Source organism: Halorussus sp. AFM4 (assembly GCF_051194995.1).
Lineage (GTDB): Archaea > Halobacteriota > Halobacteria > Halobacteriales > Haladaptataceae > Halorussus.
Genome location: NZ_JBNTJT010000003.1, coordinates 550,240 through 567,554, shown reverse-complemented (window position 1 = coordinate 567,554; position 17,315 = coordinate 550,240). Strand labels below are relative to the sequence as shown.

16 protein-coding genes are annotated in these 17,315 nt (G+C 67.2%); 9 read left to right on the top strand and 7 right to left on the bottom strand.

Annotation, left to right across the window (positions count from 1 at the left end):
- Position 1 precedes the first annotated feature (1 nt).
- Both ACQUQF_RS15880 and ACQUQF_RS15875 read right to left on the bottom strand, forming a co-directional pair.
- Entirely contained in the window at positions 2–868 is an 867-nt protein-coding gene (locus tag ACQUQF_RS15880; RefSeq protein WP_435180075.1) for a branched-chain amino acid ABC transporter permease, read from the bottom strand.
- A gap of 21 nt (positions 869–889) precedes the next feature.
- On the bottom strand, positions 890–2,170 hold the full coding sequence (locus tag ACQUQF_RS15875; protein WP_435180074.1) for an ABC transporter substrate-binding protein: 1,281 nt from the start codon (positions 2,168–2,170) through the stop codon (positions 890–892).
- 269 nt (positions 2,171–2,439) lie between these two features.
- Between ACQUQF_RS15875 and ACQUQF_RS15870 the strand changes: the two genes are divergently transcribed.
- The 5 genes from ACQUQF_RS15870 (at position 2,440) to ACQUQF_RS15850 (ending at position 6,509) form a co-directional block, all read left to right on the top strand.
- Positions 2,440–3,225: a P-loop NTPase gene (locus tag ACQUQF_RS15870; RefSeq protein WP_435180073.1), complete on the top strand. Its 786-nt coding sequence runs from the start codon at positions 2,440–2,442 to the stop codon at positions 3,223–3,225.
- On the top strand, positions 3,222–3,908 hold the full coding sequence (locus ACQUQF_RS15865) for a hypothetical protein (RefSeq protein WP_435180072.1): 687 nt from the start codon (positions 3,222–3,224) through the stop codon (positions 3,906–3,908). The genes ACQUQF_RS15870 and ACQUQF_RS15865 overlap by 4 nt, the downstream gene beginning before the upstream one ends.
- Before the next feature lie 55 nt (positions 3,909–3,963).
- Positions 3,964–4,122: a DUF7535 family protein gene (locus ACQUQF_RS15860; RefSeq protein WP_435180071.1), complete on the top strand. Its 159-nt coding sequence runs from the start codon at positions 3,964–3,966 to the stop codon at positions 4,120–4,122.
- Between the two features lie 209 nt (positions 4,123–4,331).
- Entirely contained in the window at positions 4,332–6,014 is a 1,683-nt protein-coding gene (locus ACQUQF_RS15855; RefSeq protein WP_435180070.1) for a hypothetical protein, read from the top strand.
- A 6-nt stretch (positions 6,015–6,020) separates the two neighbouring features.
- Positions 6,021–6,509 (top strand): hypothetical protein, encoded by a 489-nt coding sequence (locus ACQUQF_RS15850; protein WP_435180069.1) that lies wholly within the window; start codon positions 6,021–6,023, stop codon positions 6,507–6,509.
- Between the two features lie 300 nt (positions 6,510–6,809).
- On the opposite strand, the gene ACQUQF_RS15845 is transcribed toward ACQUQF_RS15850, so the two are convergent.
- The 5 genes from ACQUQF_RS15845 to ACQUQF_RS15825 form a co-directional block, all read right to left on the bottom strand.
- Complete coding sequence (locus tag ACQUQF_RS15845) at positions 6,810–8,129, bottom strand: ABC transporter ATP-binding protein (protein ID WP_435180068.1); 1,320 nt, start codon at positions 8,127–8,129, stop codon at positions 6,810–6,812.
- A complete protein-coding gene (locus tag ACQUQF_RS15840) occupies positions 8,122–9,267 on the bottom strand; it encodes an ABC transporter ATP-binding protein (RefSeq protein WP_435180067.1) in 1,146 nt (381 codons plus the stop codon). The genes ACQUQF_RS15845 and ACQUQF_RS15840 overlap by 8 nt, the downstream gene beginning before the upstream one ends.
- A 2-nt stretch (positions 9,268–9,269) precedes the next feature.
- Positions 9,270–10,253 carry an ABC transporter permease gene (locus tag ACQUQF_RS15835; RefSeq protein ID WP_435180066.1) on the bottom strand — a complete coding sequence of 328 codons (984 nt, stop codon included), beginning with the start codon at positions 10,251–10,253 and terminating at the stop codon, positions 9,270–9,272.
- A gap of 3 nt (positions 10,254–10,256) precedes the next feature.
- Positions 10,257–11,255: an ABC transporter permease gene (locus ACQUQF_RS15830; RefSeq protein ID WP_435180065.1), complete on the bottom strand. Its 999-nt coding sequence runs from the start codon at positions 11,253–11,255 to the stop codon at positions 10,257–10,259.
- 110 nt (positions 11,256–11,365) lie between these two features.
- Complete coding sequence (locus ACQUQF_RS15825; RefSeq protein ID WP_435180064.1) at positions 11,366–12,946, bottom strand: ABC transporter substrate-binding protein; 1,581 nt, start codon at positions 12,944–12,946, stop codon at positions 11,366–11,368.
- A 326-nt stretch (positions 12,947–13,272) separates the two neighbouring features.
- Between ACQUQF_RS15825 and ACQUQF_RS15820 the strand changes: the two genes are divergently transcribed.
- The 4 genes from ACQUQF_RS15820 to ACQUQF_RS15805 all read left to right on the top strand — a co-directional run bounded on the left by ACQUQF_RS15820 (position 13,273) and on the right by ACQUQF_RS15805 (position 17,289).
- On the top strand, positions 13,273–14,889 hold the full coding sequence (locus ACQUQF_RS15820; protein ID WP_435180063.1) for a homing endonuclease associated repeat-containing protein: 1,617 nt from the start codon (positions 13,273–13,275) through the stop codon (positions 14,887–14,889).
- A gap of 375 nt (positions 14,890–15,264) precedes the next feature.
- Positions 15,265–15,420: a DUF7535 family protein gene (locus ACQUQF_RS15815; RefSeq protein ID WP_435180062.1), complete on the top strand. Its 156-nt coding sequence runs from the start codon at positions 15,265–15,267 to the stop codon at positions 15,418–15,420.
- A gap of 178 nt (positions 15,421–15,598) precedes the next feature.
- Positions 15,599–16,507 (top strand): ABC transporter ATP-binding protein, encoded by a 909-nt coding sequence (locus ACQUQF_RS15810; protein WP_435180061.1) that lies wholly within the window; start codon positions 15,599–15,601, stop codon positions 16,505–16,507.
- The gene (locus ACQUQF_RS15805) at positions 16,504–17,289 is read left to right on the top strand and encodes an ABC transporter permease subunit (protein WP_435180060.1); all 786 of its coding nucleotides are present in this window, start codon (positions 16,504–16,506) and stop codon (positions 17,287–17,289) included. The genes ACQUQF_RS15810 and ACQUQF_RS15805 overlap by 4 nt, the downstream gene beginning before the upstream one ends.
- Positions 17,290–17,315 lie beyond the last annotated feature (26 nt).

Genomic DNA, 17,315 nt, shown 5'->3' with positions numbered 1-17,315 from the left:
GTCAGGCCTCCGCGAGCTCGCGGCCGAACAGTCCCTCGGGCCGGACCAGCAGCACGACGACCAGCACGACCAGCGAGGCCAGCCCGCTCAGGCTCGAGTCCACGTACGAGACGGTGAACACCTCCAGGAAGCCGATGAGGTACGCCCCGAGCACGCTGCCCCGGATGGAGCCGATGCCGCCCAGCACCACGATGGAGAACGAGAGGATGAGCGGGCCCCGGCCCATCGTGTAGCTCGCGGTCCGGTAGGACGCGAGGAAGACCCCGGCCACCCCGGCGAGCGCGCCGGCGAGCAGCCAGGTGTAGAGGTACATCCGGTCGCTCTCGATGCCGACCAGCGCCGCCCCCTTCGCCGACATGCTGGTCGCGAGGATGGCCTTGCCGGTCTGCGTGTAGTTGACCGCCACGATGAGCCCGCCGATGAGCAGCCACGACAGCACGAACGTCAGCGCCTGGTTGGTCTGGACGCTGAGGCCCGCGAACGACAGCTGGCCCGGCAGCAGCGACGGGACCGCCTTCGCCTGGGTCCCGACGGTGACCACGAAGAACTGCTCGACCGCGATGGAGGTCACCAGCGTGAGTATCATCACCAGTATCGGTTCGTCCTGGACCCACCGGATCATCCCGAGGTACAGCGCCGCGGCGAACAGCCCGCCGACCGCGAGCGCCGCGGCCGCGCCGACCCAGATGCCGAGGCCGAGCGCGCTCGTGGCGTAGTAGGCGGTGAACGCGCCGACGGTGAGTATCGCGCCGTGGGCGAGGTTCAGGACGCCGCCGACGCCGAATATCAGCGTGAAGCCGATGGCGACGAGGGCGTACAGTGCGCTGATCGTGACGGCGTTTATCGCCGTGGAGACAACGTCTACCATAGTGAGGGGGTGAGCGGTCGGTCAGACCCACGGCGGGGACTGGTACTTCGTCGTCGAGAGGTTCTCGGGCCAGATGACCTCCTGGCTGCCGGAGCCGTCGGTCTCGCGCCACTGGAGCCACACCGGCCACGCGTACTTCTTGCCGTACTTGACGTCGTGGGGGTACTGGTGGTCCTTGCCGTAGTACTCGAGGTTCTCCGTCGTGGTGGCCTTGAACGACATGTTCTCCAGCTTGGGGATGACCTTGTCGGCCTCCTTGCTGCCGGCCTGCTTGACCGCCTCGGCGTACATCTTCACCGCGTCGAAGGTGATGTAGCCGGTGTAGACGGGGTACTTGCCGTTGGCCTTCTGGTAGGCGTCGGCGTACGGCACCGTCTTGCTCGTGATCTCGCTCTGGGGCGTCGCGGAGTTCTGGGTCACCGCGTACCGGCACGCGCCGTTGACCGACTTGTAGTACGAGGGCAGCTGCATCGGCACGTGGATGCCGCCGAACCCGAACGGCCGCTGCTGCTTGGCCCACTGGACCACCGCCGAGGTGCCGGTGTGGGCCATCACGACGTACGCCGCGTCGACGCCCGCGCTCGCGACGTCGTCGTAGATGGGCGAGAAGTTCTCGGTCCCGCCGGCGTAGCGTTTGTTGACCGGCACGTCGATGCCGGCGTCGCTCAGCGAGCCGTTGAGCGCCTTCGAGATGGGCTCGGTCCAGGTGTAGTCCTCGGCCAGGATGGCGACCGAGTTCCACCCCATCGACTCGAAGTTGGCCGTCGCGAAGTCGACCATGTTCTGGCCGAGGTAGTGGGAGTTGACCGGGCCGGTCCGGAAGTAGTACTTGAACCGGTCGTAGTTCTCGGCGACCCGCCGGGTCGTCTCGGGCGAGGCCGCCCCGGTGTTGAGGTGGAGCGTCCCCTGCTGGGCGATCGACGACATCAGGTTCAGCTGGACCTCGCTGGTGAACACGCCGGTCGTGAGGTCGACCTGCTCGCCGACGGTCAGCTCCTGGTACTTGCGCTTGCCGGTCGCGGGGTCCTCCTTGGTGTCCTTGACGGTGACCTGGACGTCCGAGCCGAGCACGCCGCCGTTCTCGTTGAGCTGATTGGCCGCGAGCTTCGCGGAGTTGGCCATCGACGCGCCGATGGGGTTGTTGCCCGGCTCGGGCGCGAGCACGCCGATCTTTATCGGGCCGTCGAGCTGCTGGGCCGCGTCCTTCGACTTGCTCCCGCCCATGCAGCCCGCGAGCGACGCCGTCGCCACGCCGGTGCCGGCGACCCGGAGGAACCGACGCCGGTCGACCCCCGGCGTCATCTTATCATTGTTTCCTCCTGACTCGGGCCGCTTTCCAGTTGTCCGTTTCTCGCCCGTTCCGCTACCATCGTTAACCATGGGTCTCGGTACCAGTTTCCATAACTATCCACATAAATGTGGGGGTACCATCACGGTCCTTCGTGACAGTCACCCCGGGCGCAACGGTCGTTCCCCGGCACCGCGACCTTGTACCCTGGCCGGGACGCCCCGCGGCCCGAGTTGATTTCGCGGGAGTACATTTTTAACATATCGGGCGCAAGCCCGGCGTGATGGTCGAGGCGTTCGCGGTAGCCAGCGGCAAGGGCGGCACCGGCAAGACCACGACCACGGTGGCGCTCGGGATGGCGCTGGCCGAGGAGTACGACGTGACCGTCGTCGACGCCGACACCGGGATGGCGAACCTGCTGTTCCACACCGGGCTGACCGACGCCGACGCCACGCTCCACGACCTGCTGGTCGCCGACGGGGCCGACCGCGGGGACGTCTCGGTCGAGGACGCGGTCTACGAGCGGTTCGGGATGTCGGTCGTGCCCTGCGGGACCAGCCTCGCCGCCTTCGAGGCGGCCGACCCCGACCGCCTGCGCGCCGTCGTCGCCGACCTCGCGGCCGACACCGACGTGCTGCTGCTGGACTCGCCCGCCGCGCTCGGGTCGAAGAGCGCGGTACTGCCGGTCGTGCTCGCCGACCGCGCGGTGGTCGTGCTCCAGCCGACGATCCCGGCGCTCAGCGACGGGCTGAAGGTCCAGGAGTACGCCCACTCCTACGGCACCGACACCGCCGGCGTGGTGTTTAACAAAGTCCACGACCCCGGCGGCGCGGCCGGCGTCACCGAGAAGGCCGAGCGCTACTTCGACGGGCCGACGCTGGCGACGGTCCCCGACGCCGACGCCGCCCGGTCGGCCCGCCGCGCCGGCGAACCGCTGCTCGCCCACGCCCCCGACAGCGAGGCGGCGCGGGCCTACCGCGAGGCCGCCGCGGCGCTCGACGTGCGACCGGGCGAATCCGACGACGTGGCCGACCGCTTCCGGAGCGCCGTGGTCCCCGACTCGCCATGACCCGGTCGAACTCCGGGGACCGGACGTCGTCCACCCGCGTGCCCGGCACCGACGTGACGAGCGGAGAGGCGCCGGGCGAGGAGGAACCGAACGCCGACGCCCCGACCCTGCCGGGCGGCCCGCTGCCGGAGGGGACGCTGCTCCGCTCGCGCGTCGAGTCGGACCCGGCCGTCCCCCTGGCCGCGGCGCTCGACCGCGAACTCACGGGCTACGCCGTGTTCGAACCCCAGGACGCGCTCCTGCTCGACGCCGACGGCGCCGGTCTGATCGTCTTCGAGGACGGGGCGCCCCGGTTCGCCTACCACACCAGCACCGACCGGGGCGGCCCCGAGGCGCTGGCCGACCTCGCCGCGCCCGGCCCCTACGACGTGGAACTGCGGCGCCTCCCGGCCGACGCGCTCGCCGACCGCGACGCTCCCGGTCTCCGGGTCCCGCCGGGGCTGGCCGCCGACCGCCTCGCCGGCGACCCCGATCTCGCCGAGCGGACGCGGGCGGCCGTCCCGGACGAGCGCCGAGGCGAGGGCCACGGCGACGCCGGCGACGACGCGGCCGCGGGGGAGTCGCTCGACGCGGTCGAGGCGTTCCTCGAGGACGAGGCGAAGATCGAGGCGATACGCGACCGCGCCCGCGAGGAGGCCAGGGAACGGGCGGCGGACTGGGGCCTCGACGGGGAACTGCAATAACCCCTTTCCGCGCGCAACCCGTAAATCCGATACTATGACCGGAAACGTCTCTCCCATGAGCGGACTGATGCCCAACGGCCAGATGGGGATGGTCGGGTACGTCATCGCGGCCGGCGTCGCGCTGATCCTCCTGCCGGTCCTCCCGCTGGTGGCGCTGCTGTGGCTCGTCGCGGAGGCCGGCGACGAGGGGCCGGACGCCGGGTACAGCGGTTGACGCGGCTGAGATTCCCGCTCGGGACTCGCCGCAACCCTTCTCGGGCCGACGTCCGACGAATCACAACTCCGTTCCGTCGTAAACGCTCTTTTCAGTAGACGACCCAACACCGAGCGGTGGGCATCGCTCCGCTGGACCGAGACGACTTTCAGTAGTCCTCTCGGCGATTTCCGTCGTTCCGCGGCCGACCACGATGGATGCGGTAGACTATGACCGGCCGTGCCTGCCGTCGAGGTCGCGAAGACTTCGACGACGACCTCGACACGGCGTTCGAGTTATGCGCGTCGCTAGACGCCTTCGCCGCCGACACCGACGCCGACGGTCCGCTCGACGGACACGAGGTCGAACTTGGCACTGATTCGCTGGCCGGGGACACCGACGGCGACCGACTCGACGACCAGCAGGAGGTCTCGCTCGGCCCGGCGGTGTCGAACCCGGCCTCGCCGCTCGAAGTCCGGTACGCCACCTCGAACCCCGGCGAGGTCGACACGGACGGCGACGCGCTGGACGACCGCGAGGAGCGAGGCGCCGAGACGAGCGCCTTCCTGCGGGACACGGACTACGACTATCTCGGAGACGGCGAAGAGGTGAACGAGGTCGGCACCGACCCGCTGACGCGGGACACGGACAGCGACTATCTGCTGGACGGCACGGAGGCCGAGCTGATTCACTTGGCGAGCAATCCTCGTAAGACCGTCATGTCCGATCCGTCGGAGGCCGACACTGACGGCGACGGGCTTCTCGACGGAGCCGAAGTCGAAAACGATGTGATCACGCGGCGGTCAGCTCCGGAGAATACGCACCGCGTCTACAGCGATCCCGACAAACGCGACACTGACGGTGATTCGATTCCGGATGCCGACGAGGCTCAGTTAGGAACCGACGCGTGGAAGGATGACACCGACGGCGACACGCTTCCGGATCCGGTGGACGCCAATCCGACGACGCCTGACGAGGTGAACGCCTCGGCGAGCGAACTCGATAAGGCCCTGGCGTTTTCGGCTGGCGCGACGCTCGGCGAGTGGGGATTCCCGAACGACAAGCGTGCGGACTCGCCGTACTACATGGCCGGCTGGATGACGGCATCGGTTGCGCCGGGCGTTGACGTTGCAACCGGCGTACGCGATCTCGTCGCGGCGGTCAAAGAAGGCAAGAGCTTCGACGCGGCGTTAGAGGCCGTCGGACTGATTCCGGTCTTGGGTAAGGTCGGCGATGCCGGTAAAGTCGTAGACGTAGCCAAGACCTACGTGAAGGCGTTCCCGTCGAAGGCGGCAGACGCACAACGCGTCGTCTCGGACGTGGTGTTGCGCCACTCGCCCGACGGGTACAACGCGAGAATCTACCGGGCGCTCGGGGCCGACGAGGCGGTGACGCGGTTGCGATCGAACGGCCTGAGTAATGCAGACCTCGAAACGTTGGTTGGGAGACTCGACGAGAGTGAAAGTCTCAGTGACGTCGTATGGGCGACGAAACACGGCGACCAGATTATCCACCTTACTAAGAGCGACTGGGAGCACATCCTGAAGCGACACGTCAAAGGCACCGAAAAGTCAAACGGATACACGACGTTCTTCCCGACCGGCAACGTCATCAAGGCCACCGACGAACGCCCCAAGCACGTTCTTCTGAACCGGATGAGTGTAGCCGACGTGCAGGACTCCATCACCGAGACGATAGCCAGGGCTGACAGTCGTGAGTTAATCTGGAAGGACACCGACGCGGGTGAGTGGCGAGGACTCGCCTACAGAGTGGATAATTCTGGCGAATACGGTATCGATTCGATGCGCGTCGTAGTCCGTCCGCCGGGACATTCCCGAGCAGGACGAATAGTGACAGCCCACCCGGAGGACGGGCCTGCAGTAGCCACGTTTAACACTGAGGACTGGGTTTAAATCCCTATGGCCGAAATCCGCTTCGAAACCGATCCCGACGCCGTCCAGAAATCCGCACCCGGTGAAATTTTCTCGGGTTTCGACATCTTGGTGGACGGCGAGTCGGTGTTCGAGCAGCTCAAGCTCGGCACCTACGTCAACGGATTCAGCTACGAGTTCTTCCTCACGACGGTGGGTGCGCTGGAGGCACTCCACGACGGACACCCACATAAATTCGAGGTGGAGCATCCATTCGTACTCAAATTCGATCCGCATGGGTCGGAGCTCGAACTGTTCCTGCGTGCCCCGGCTGTCATTGACCGCGAGGACGAACAACACTACTACGTCGACTTCCAGGAGTTCGCACGTGCCGTGATCGAGACCACCGACGAGTTTCTGGAATTCGTGGTCGAAGTTCGACCCGAACTAGCTAACCACCACGAAATCGAGCGACTGCGCGAATCGCTCGAATCGCGTCGGGAGTGGTACCGAGAGACGTACGGCGAGGACGTGTAGCCCGAACGTCTACAAGCGGACTGACTTCCGGACGCGCGTACTTCCCGATCGGGGTGGCCCACGCGGTGAAACGATACACGGAGTGGATTTCGACTACTCTCTACTCACCGACTTGTGGGAACTCCGCAAGCGTCTCACAACAGCAAATTCGTCCAACGTACCTACCTGGACACGAATCGGAGACGGCTCGGACCGACGAAACTCGTCGTAGGGGCGAGTAAGTCCGGAAAAGGAGTAACACGACTCGACTGGGACGATGAAACGGTTACGCGTCGTCTGGAGAAAATGGAACGACGGCGATTACTCGTGCAGGTGACACGCCGCGTAGTGGCGCGAGGACCCGTACTCTGACTCGACCTCGTACGCGGGCTGCTCCTGCGCGCAGACGCTCTTCTCGGTGAACGACTCGGCCAGCAGCGTCGCGGCCTCGTCCCACTCGTCGTCGAGGACGCGCTCGACGGCCCGGTCGACGATGCGGCCGGCCTCGCCGTCTGGGTCCGCGTCGGCGAAGAACCGCGACCGGACGTCGGCCTCGCCGTCGGGGTCGAACGTCCGGCGGTCGACCGCTCGCGCGAACGACCGGACGGCGTCCCACTCCTCGTCGGTGAGGTCGTACTCCTCGGGCGCGATGAGCCTGGGACACCGGGTGCGGAACCGACAGCCAGACGGCGGGTCGATGGGACTCGGCACGTCGCCTTCGAGCACGCCCCGGCGGCCCGTCGCCCGCGGGTCGGGCACCGGAATCGAGTCGAGCAGCGCCCGCGTGTAGGGGTGTTGGGGGTTCTCGAACAGCTCCTCCTTGTCGGCGAGTTCGACGATCCGGCCCAGGTACATCACGGCGACCCGGTCGGAGATGTGGCGGATGACCGAGAGGTCGTGGGCGATGAACAGGAACGTCAGCCCGAACTCCTCCTGCAGCTCGTTCATCGTGTTGAGCACCTGGGCCTGGATGGAGACGTCGAGTGCGGAGACCGGTTCGTCGCAGACGATGAAGTCGGGATTGACGCTGAGCGCCCGCGCCAGGTTGACCCGCTGGCGCTGGCCGCCCGAGAACTCGTGGGGGTACCGGTTGTAGTGCTGCGGGTCGAGCCCGACCTTCTCCAGCAGCTCGCGGGCGCGGGCCTCCCGGCCCTCCGCGTCGAGCATCCCGTGGGCCTTCATGGGCTCCTCGACGATGGGACCGACCTTCATCCGGGGGTCGAGGCTCGACTGCGGGTCCTGGAAGATCATCTGCATGTCCCGGCGCCGCGTGCGCAGCTCCGCGCTATCGAGACCCGCCAGGTCCTCGCCCTTGAAGTAGACCGAGCCGTCGGTCGGCTCGACGAGCTGGAGGACGGTCCGCGCGAGCGTGCTCTTGCCGCAGCCGGACTCGCCGACCAGCCCGAGGGTCTCGCCCTTCTTGATCTCGAACGAGACGTCGTCGACCGCCCGGACCCGCTGGCCGCCGAACCCGAACGGCAGCAGCCCGTCGGAGTCCGGGTCCACGGACAGGCCCGAGAGCACGCCGTTTCCGCTCCGGAAGTGCTTCGTGAGGCCGTCGACCTCGACGAGCGTCTCGCCGAACTCGACGTCGTCGTCGCCGGCCGCGTCGGGGTCGGCCCGGTAGGTGGCCTCACTCATCGACGTCACCTCGCTTCGCCGCGGTCGAATCGGTCGCGGTCATGCCTGCGCTGAATCCCGCCTTCGCGTCTGCGTCGATCGGCGCGCTGTTCCGGTAGTCCGCGTCGAACGCGTCGTGCTTGATACACGCCGCGTAGTGGGGTCGCGCGCCGTCCTCGGAGACGTCCCGTGGCCCCGGATGGGCCCGCCGGCACGCCTCGCGGGCGTCCGGACACCGGGTGTGGAACCGGCAGCCAGCGGGCGGGTCGATGGCCTCCGGCATCACCCCGCGGATGGGGTCGAGCGTCTCGACGGTCTCGTCCGGTCGGGGCATCGAGTCGAGCAGCGCCTCGGTGTAGGGGTGTTTCGTGTCGTGGAACAGGTCGTCGACCTCGGCGCGCTCGATGATCTCGCCGAGGTACATCACGTTGACCCGGTCGCAGATCTCGGCGACGACGCCCATGTCGTGGGTCACCCAGATGAAGCTCGTGTCGTACTCCTCCTGGAGGTCGTCCACCAGGTCGAGTATCTGGCCCTCGACGGTGACGTCGAGCGCGGTGGTCGGCTCGTCGGCGATGATGAGGTCGGGCTGGCAGGCCAGCGCCATCGCGATGAGCACGCGCTGGCGCATCCCGCCGGAGAACTCGTGGGGGTAGTCGTCGAACCGCTCCTCGGCCTCCGGGATGCCCACCTCCCGGAGCATCCGGACCGCCTCCCGCTCGGCCTCGGCCCCCGAGAAGTCGCGGTTCAGCTCGATGAACTCGCTGAGCTGGCCGCCGACCGTGAACACCGGGTTGAGGCTCTCCATGGGGTCCTGGAAGATGATGGCGATCTCGCGGCCCCGGATGCGCCGGCGCATCTCCTCCTCGGAGAGCATCTCGTCGCGCTCCCGGGGCGCGCCCTCCGGTCCCTCCTCGACCGAGACGAGCGTCTCGCCCTTGAACCGCACCTCGCCGCCGACGATCTGGCCGGGCTCCTCGACCAGTCGGAGGATCGACGACGTGGCGACGCTCTTGCCGGCGCCGGACTCGCCGACCAGGCCGACGATCTCGCCCTCCCTGACGTCGAAGGAGATGCCGTCGACCGCGCGGACCGTCCCTTCCTGCGTGTCGAACTGCGTCTTCAGGTTCTCGACTTCGAGTATCGTGTTCTCGCTCATGGTTAGTTCTTGATTCGCGGGTCGAGCGCGTCTCGCAGGCCGTCGCCGAGCAGGTTGAACCCGACCACGGTGATCAGGATGGCCATGCCGGGCCAGATGCTGAACCAGGGGTCGGGCAGCATGTACCCGCGCGCGTTCGAGAGCATCATCCCCCACGACGGGGTCGGCGGCTGGGCGCCGAACCCGAGGAACGACAGCCCCGCGATGATGATGATGTTGACGCCGACCTGGAGGGTCGCCTGCACGAGCACCGGCGCGAAGCTGTTGGGGATGACGTGCCTGAGGATGATGTTGCGGTCCCGGACGCCGGCCGCGCGGGCGGCCTCGATGTAGTCCTCCTCGCGGATGCTCACGACCTCCGAGCGGATCAGCCGCGCGAACACCGGGACGGTGGCGATGCCCACGCCGACCATCGCGTAGATGAGCTCGCGGCCGAACGCGGCCATGAACGCGATGACCAGCACGAGGAACGGGATGGCGAACAGCGTCTCGACCGCCCGCATCATCCCGTCGTCGATCCAGCCGCCGTAGTAGCCCGCCACCGCGCCGACGACGGTCCCGAGCACCAGCGAGATGCCGGTCGAGATGATGCCGACCTGGATGGCGATGCGCGAGCCGTAGACGAGCCGCGCCAGGATGTCCCGGCCCCGGTGGTCGGTCCCCAGCGGGTGGGCCCAGGTCCCCTTCCCGAAGGTGTTCTCGAACCCGACGGGCGGACGCAGCGTCTTGACCGTGTCGGGGTCGGTCGTCGGGTTGTACCAGAACCGCTCGGCGATGGCGTAGTCGAGCAGCTGGGAGTCGACGAACGCGAAGACGGCCATCGCGGTCATGAACCCGATGATGTAGAACCCGTACCGGGCGGTCCGGTCGCGCCGGACCTGCGCGAGCGTGTACCGCCAGCCCACGCGCGACTCCACGTCGTACTCCTCGTCCGTGTCGACGTCGTCGGCCGGTGCGACGGAACTGTCGGTGTTCTCCGTTGCCATTGGTCAGTTCTCCCCGTCGTAGGTCACCCGCGGGTCGACGTACGCGTACGAGATGTCCGTGAGGACGACGCCGACGACGAACACGAGTCCGAACACGAACGTCGTGCCCATCACGAGCGGGTAGTCCTGGTTCTGTATCGCGGTGATGATGAGCCGGCCCATCCCGTTGATGCTGAACACCGTCTCGGTCAGCACCGCGCCGCCGAGCGCCTGGGTCAACTGGAGGCCGACCAGCGTGATGACCGGAAGCTGGGCGTTCCGGAACGCGTGCTTGCGCAGGATGGTGCGCTCGGAGACGCCGTAGGCCCGCGCCAGCTTCACGTACTCCTGCTGGAGGACCTCGAGCATTGAGGACCGCTCGATGCGCATGATGGCGGCCATCTGGAGCGTGCCCAGCGACACCATCGGTAACAGGAGGTGTCGGGCGGAGGCGACGAGGACGTCCAACCGGGTCGACGCCCCGCTGACCGCACCGGGCGGTGCCCACGGGAGGATGAGGTCGGTCGCCGGGAGTATCTGGATGTGGTAGGCGAAGACGATGATGAGGACCAGGCCGATCCAGAACGACGGGGTGCTCACGCCGATGAGTCCGACTATCCGCGAGATGTGGTCGGCGGGCTTGTTCCGCCGCTTCGCCGAGAGGATGCCCAGCGGGATGGCGGTCGCGAGCGCGAAGGCGTAGCTCGACACCATCAGCAGCATCGTCACCGGGAGCCGTTCGAGTATCTTGCGCTCGACTGGGGCGCTGTAGTAGATGCTCCGGCCGAGGTCGCCCTGGAGGATGCTCACCACGTGGTTCGCGTACCGCACCCACAGGGGCTTGTCGAGCCCGTACTTCGCGCGTATCTCGGCGGCCTGCTGGGCGCTCGGCGAGGGCCCGAGCATGACGCTCACCGGGTCGCCGGGGATGGCGTCGGTCAGCAGGAACGTGAGCGTGATGATTCCCAGCACGACGGGGATCGCCTGCAGGAGTCGTCGTATCGCGTATCGTAACATTCCCAAAGTTCTCACCTCGATTGGTTGCGTAATTCCTAGTGATCAAACGGGGGACAGCACGTGTTTATTCTGACGGAAACAAGCGCGGCCGAAAGGGCACCGACCGGGTCGGGCCCTCACTTGTTGACCTTGACGTTGTTGTAGTCCGTCGCGAGCGTGAACTGGTTGACCGAGTGGGCGCGGAAGTCCTTGACGGTGTTCCGAACCCCGAAGTTGTTCTTGAGGTTGTACGCCGGGATGTGGGCCCGGTCCTCCAGCAGGGTCGTGATGGCCTCCTCGTAGAGCCGCTTGCGCTTCTCGTGGTTGGCCGTCTTCCGCGCGTCGATGACCTGGTCGCTCACCTTGCTGTAGAACGTCCCGTCGGTCACGCCGTGGGACGGCTCGGCGAAGAAGTAGTAGAGGAACCCGTCGGGGTCGGGCGAGCCCGACCACCCGAGGGTGTACATGTTGTAGTCGTCGGGGTTGCCCGTCTTGTACTTCTCGAGGAAGCCGGCCCAGTCGAGCTGCTGGACGTTCGTGGGGTAGCCCGCCTCCTTCAGCGCGTTGCCGACGGTGATGCCGATCTGCTTGCGCTTCTCGTCCGGGGGCACGATGATGGTCGGGCTCCAGTCGGACGGGACGTTGTCGTTGCTGTCCAGCATCTGCTTCGCCTTGTCGATGTTCTTGTCGTGGGGGATCTGCTTCCACTCGTCGACGGGGAAGTTCCAGGCGCTGGAGACCGCCTCGGGGACCGGGGCGTACTGCCGGATGCCGACCGGTTCGACGTAGTTCTTCACCGCCTGGTCCATCGAGAAGGCGTAGTCGATCGCCTCGCGGACCTTGGGGTCGGCGGTCGGGCCCTTCTTGCAGTTGAACGCGAGGTAGAAGTAGCCCATCCCGGGCGTCGACTCGATGGACGCGTTGCCCATGTTCTTGACGGTGCTCCACATCTTCGGCGGGATGCCCTTGACGACGTCGTTCTCGCCGTTCTGGAGCGTGGTGACCCGTGTCGTCGGCTCGGTCACCGGAGTCATGTGGACCTTGCTCAGGTTGGGCTTGGGCTTGCCCCAGTAGTCGCCCCACCGTTCGAGGTCGACGTAGTTGCCCTCCTTCCAGTCGACGAACTTGAACGGCCCCGCGCCGACCGGCTTCTTCTTGTTGAACTTGTCCTTGTTCTTCTCGCGCACCGACTTGGGGACGACGTACCAGACGAGCGTGTCCATGAACGCCCCGTACGGGTACTTGAGGTCGAACTGGACGGTGTGCTCGTCGACCGCCGTGATGCTCTTGATCATCGAGAACTCGGCGGCGTTCTCGGTCTCCTCCTTGACCGGCGCCTCGAACGAGTACTTGACGTCGGTGGCGGTGACGGGGTCGCCGTTGTGGAACTTCGCGTTCTTCTTCAGCGAGACGGTGTACCGCTTGCCGTTCTTGCTGGTCTCGGGCTGACCCTTGGCGAGGATGGGGACCACCTTCGACGCGTCCTCGTTGTAGTTGTACAGGGTGTCGAACACCCTGTCGATGACCTCCGCCGACGGGACGTCGTTGGAGACGATGGGGTCGAGGTCGACCGGGCTCTTCGCCTGGGCCAGGTTGAGCTTTCCGGACGGGAGGTCGCTCCCCCCGCCGCCACCGCCGGTACAGCCGGCGATTGACGCGATACCTGCCGCACCGACACCTCGGAGGACCTGACGACGGTCTACTATGTTATCTGTCATCCCTTCTCGCGACCATTCAATATGACCGTATATAAATCATTATATCTGGTAGAACATATAGGCTTTAAAAAGTAAACTGAATGAACGGTGAGTCACCCGGCGGCGAGGCGGTCGTTATCCAATTCTTGCGCCAAACAAATATCCGAAATACGACCTCTTACTACCGCACCCTCTCTCGCTTCCGGAGACGCGACAGCCGACGGGGGTCGCGGTACCTGTCGACCTATCGCCCTCCCGTTCCTTTTCGTGTCATCACTGCCGCAAACATGTATTTTGACTTATTCCATATTTTTAAGTATTATAGCTATGTTACTTGTCGGTGGATCATGTCGAACCGCGGGGCACAGCGAAGCGATCTGCTGGCCGAGCTTCGGCGCCTCGCCGACCGTCTCGGCCGGACCCCCACTATGGAGGACATGACCGAGCGCGGCGACTACTCCCCGAGCACCTACCAGACCCGGTTCGGTTCGTGGAACGACGCCGTGTCGGCGGCCGAACTCCCCCCGAACTCGAAGACCGACTGTCGCTACACGGACGCGGAACTTCTCGCGGACCTACGCGAGGTCGCTGCCGACCTCGACCGGACGCCGACCAAGGCGGACGTGCGCGAACGGGGTGGGCACTCGCCGTCGACCTACGTCGAGAGATTCGGCGGCTGGCGGGAGGCGCTCGCGGCGGCCGACCTCGCGTCCGACCGACAGGGGACCAAGATCCCCCGGGAGGAACTGCTCACCGAACTCGAATCCCTGGCCGAGTCCCTCGGCCGCCCGCCGACGTCGACCGAGATGAACGAGGCCGGCGCCTACTCCGCGTCGACGTACTTCCGACGGTTCGACACGTGGGCGGCCGCGCTGGAGGCCGCCGGACTGGACGAGGCGGCCGGTCCGGGCCGTCCGGACATCTCCGAACGGGAGCTCCTCGACGAGATTTCGCGCATGGCGGACGTCCTGAACCGTCCGCCGACCACGACCGAGATGGACGAACTCGGCGAGTACAGCTCGTCGACCTATCGCCGGCGGTTCGGCTCCTGGCGGACCGCACTCGAAGAGGCGGGCGTCGGACCGACCGACCGGCCGCAGCGGGGACCGAACCGAATCCGGGAGGACGAACTGCTGGCCGACCTCCGGGCGCTCGCCGCGGACCTCGGTCGGTCCCCGACCGCCGAGGAGATGTGGAAGCGCGGGCCCCACAGTCCGGCGACGTACCTCGACCGCTACGGCACCTGGAACGCGGCGCTGGAGGCCGCCGACCTCGAACCGCGCCGATTCCGGCGAGGCGGTATCGGCGACCGGGAGCTCGTCCGGTCGCTGCGCGCACTCGGTGCCTCGGTCGGGAGGCGCCCTCAGCGGCAGGAGATGGACGACCGCGGCTCGGTATCCGGAATGACGTACTTCGATCGGTTCGGGTCCTGGCAGGACGCGCTCGACGCGGCCGGGTTCGCCGACCGACCGGACGACGACACGGTCGTCGTGGAGGGGTTGTGTACGGTCTGTTGCGACTCGCTCGCGACGCCGGTCTCGGAACTCCCGGCGGACGGTCGGCCGTACTGTTCGACCGACTGCGAGGACGTCTTCGCGACCGGGGCGATAGATTTCACCGACGACGTGCTCTCGCGGGCGGACTGCGAGGCGGAGGCGATCGGTCGGTTCGCCGCCCTGCTGTACAACCTCGATACCTACGTCCCCGACGTGCTCCTGTACCTGCGACACGCGCTGACCATGGCCCGCACGGCGTTCGGCTCGGCCTCGTGCGACCGGTATCGCATCTCCAGTCTCGACGGTGCCGTCACGGTGGTTTCGGAGACGGACGACGTCCGGTTCCGGGTCGCCGACGACGTCCTGACGACCATCGCGGACAGGATCGACAGCGTTGCCGGAGCGGCGGACCCGGTGCTCGGCACGATTGGCGGCGGCGACACGGTCGACGTTCGGTCCCGCCCGTGAGAAACTGGCGATCACGTGCGGAGACCGGTGCTCGCTCGACCGCGGTCACGTCAACACCGGTGGAACGGCCGACTCACTGGGTCGGGGCCTACTGCCACAGTGTGTCCATCTCGAAGTAGTGGTGTCGGGATACCAGCCCGGGATGACAGATACTGACTCTCTGGCCAGCACCTGCAGTCGAGTTACCGTACCGACACGAAATAAAGTTGCTGAACTAACATAATCCCTGTGCACTACGGTGATCCGGTCGGTGGACAGGGTCAGTCTCGAGGCCGACCGGACTGCCGGGGACCGTCGGTCAGACCACCGTCGGAAGGAACGGCTCCGCCTGAATTAGAATAATTGATATATCCTCCAACCCCTAGTTCAACTGGTATGGTGAACCAGGTGTCCGACTACGCCGGCCAGCGGCCGAACAGCGAGATGAGCGCCATCGGCTACGTCGTCGCGATCGGGGCCGCAGTCCTGCTGATTCCCGCCCTGCCGCTCATCGTCGCGCTGTTCGCCTTCCAGAAGCTGACCGGCAAGTAGCGAAGCGGCATCGGCGACGACCGACGCGGGACGTTCCCGTTTCTCGTCATGCACTGCGGACTGGTAGGACCGCCTCTCGTCACACCCCGTAGGGCCAGGTAACCGCGCCGCCATCTGGACCACCAACAATGACAATTGAATCACAAGAGCCTTGTGTTGACCGTCTGAACCGAACGACATGCCCGCCATCGAACTACGGTCCCTCAGCAAGCGGTTCGGCGACGTCGTCGCCCTCCGCGGCCTCGACCTCGCGGTCGAGCAGGGCGAGGTGTTCGGCTTCCTCGGCCCGAACGGCGCCGGCAAGTCCACCACCATCGACATCGTGCTCGACTTCCTCCGGCCGAGCGGCGGCCGCGCCGAGGTGTTCGGCCTCGACGCCCAGGCCGAGACCAAGCGGATCCGCCGGCGCGTCGGCGTCCTGCCCGACGGCTACCACCTCGACGGCCACCTCACCGCGCGCCACCACCTCGAGTTCGCCGTCGACTCGAAGGGCGCCGACGACGACCCGCGGGCCCTCCTCGACCGGGTCGGCCTCGGCGACGTGCTCGACCGCCGAGTCGGCGGCTTCTCGAAGGGGATGGCCCAGCGACTCCTGCTGGCGATGGCGCTGGTCGGCGACCCCGATCTGCTCATCCTCGACGAGCCCTCGACCGGCCTCGACCCCAACGGCGCGCGCCGGATGCGCGAGATCGTCCGCGAGGAGGTCGACCGGGGCGCGACCGTGTTCTTCTCGAGCCACATCCTCGGACAGGTCGAGGCGGTCTGCGACCGCGTCGGCATCCTCGCCGACGGCGACCTCGTGGCGGTCGACACGATGGACGGCCTCCAGGAGACCGTCGGCTCCGAGGCGACCATGACTGTCACGCTCGACGCGCCGCCCGCGGCCGGCCTCGACGCGGTCCGGAACGTCGACGGCGTGTCGACCGTCTCGGTCGACGGGACCGCCGTCTCGGTGACGTGCCCCGACGACCGGAAGATGGACGCGCTCGACGCCCTCCGTGCCGACGGGGCGACGGTCCGCAACATCGAGACCAGCGACGCGTCGCTCGACGAGCTGTTCGCGGCGTACACGGAGGGTCGGGCGTGAGCTGGCGGGTCGTCGCCGAGCGCGACGCCCTCGATCCCCACCGGTCGCGGTCCGGCTGGGTGTACCTCGCGGTGTACGCCCTGCTCTTCGGACTGCTCGGGTACCTCTCGGCAGGCAGCGTGCCGCTCGGCGCCTCGCTCGCGACCGTCGCGGCGTACTTCGTCCCGCTGACCGCGCTCACCGCGGGCTACCAGGCCGTCGTCGGGAGCCGCCAGAACGGCGGGCTCCGCGTGGTGCTGTCGTTCCCCCACACCCGCCGGGAGGTCGTGGTCGGGACCGCGGTGGGTCGCGCGGTCGTCATCGCGACGCTGGTGACGATCAGCTTCGCCGTCGCCGCGCTGATCAGGCTCGTCACCGACGGTGTCCCGGACCTCGGCGTGCTCGCGGTCGCCTGGGCGCTCTCGGTCGCGCTGGGGGCCGCGGTGGCCAGCTTCTCGGTCGCACTTTCGGCGAGCGTCCGGACGACCAACCGGGCCGCGGTGCTGGCGTTCGGCTCGTTCCTGCTGTTCGCGGGCCTGTGGGGCCAGATCCCCACCGCCGTCCGGTTCGTACTCAACGGGTTCTCGTTCCCGTCGGGGCCGACCCCGGAGTGGGTGGCGGCGTTCGCGCAGCTGAACCCCACGACCGCGTTCCAGACGGCGCTGCGCGGGCTGGCTCCGGGCAGTTCGCTCCCCGGCGGGCCGTTCTACCAGACCGCGTGGTTCGCCCTGCTGGTGCTCGCGGCGTGGCTCTGCGTCCCGCTCGCGCTCGGGTCGTTGCGGTTCGAGCGCAGCGACCTGTAGGCCGACTCGGTTTCGGCGCACAGTTC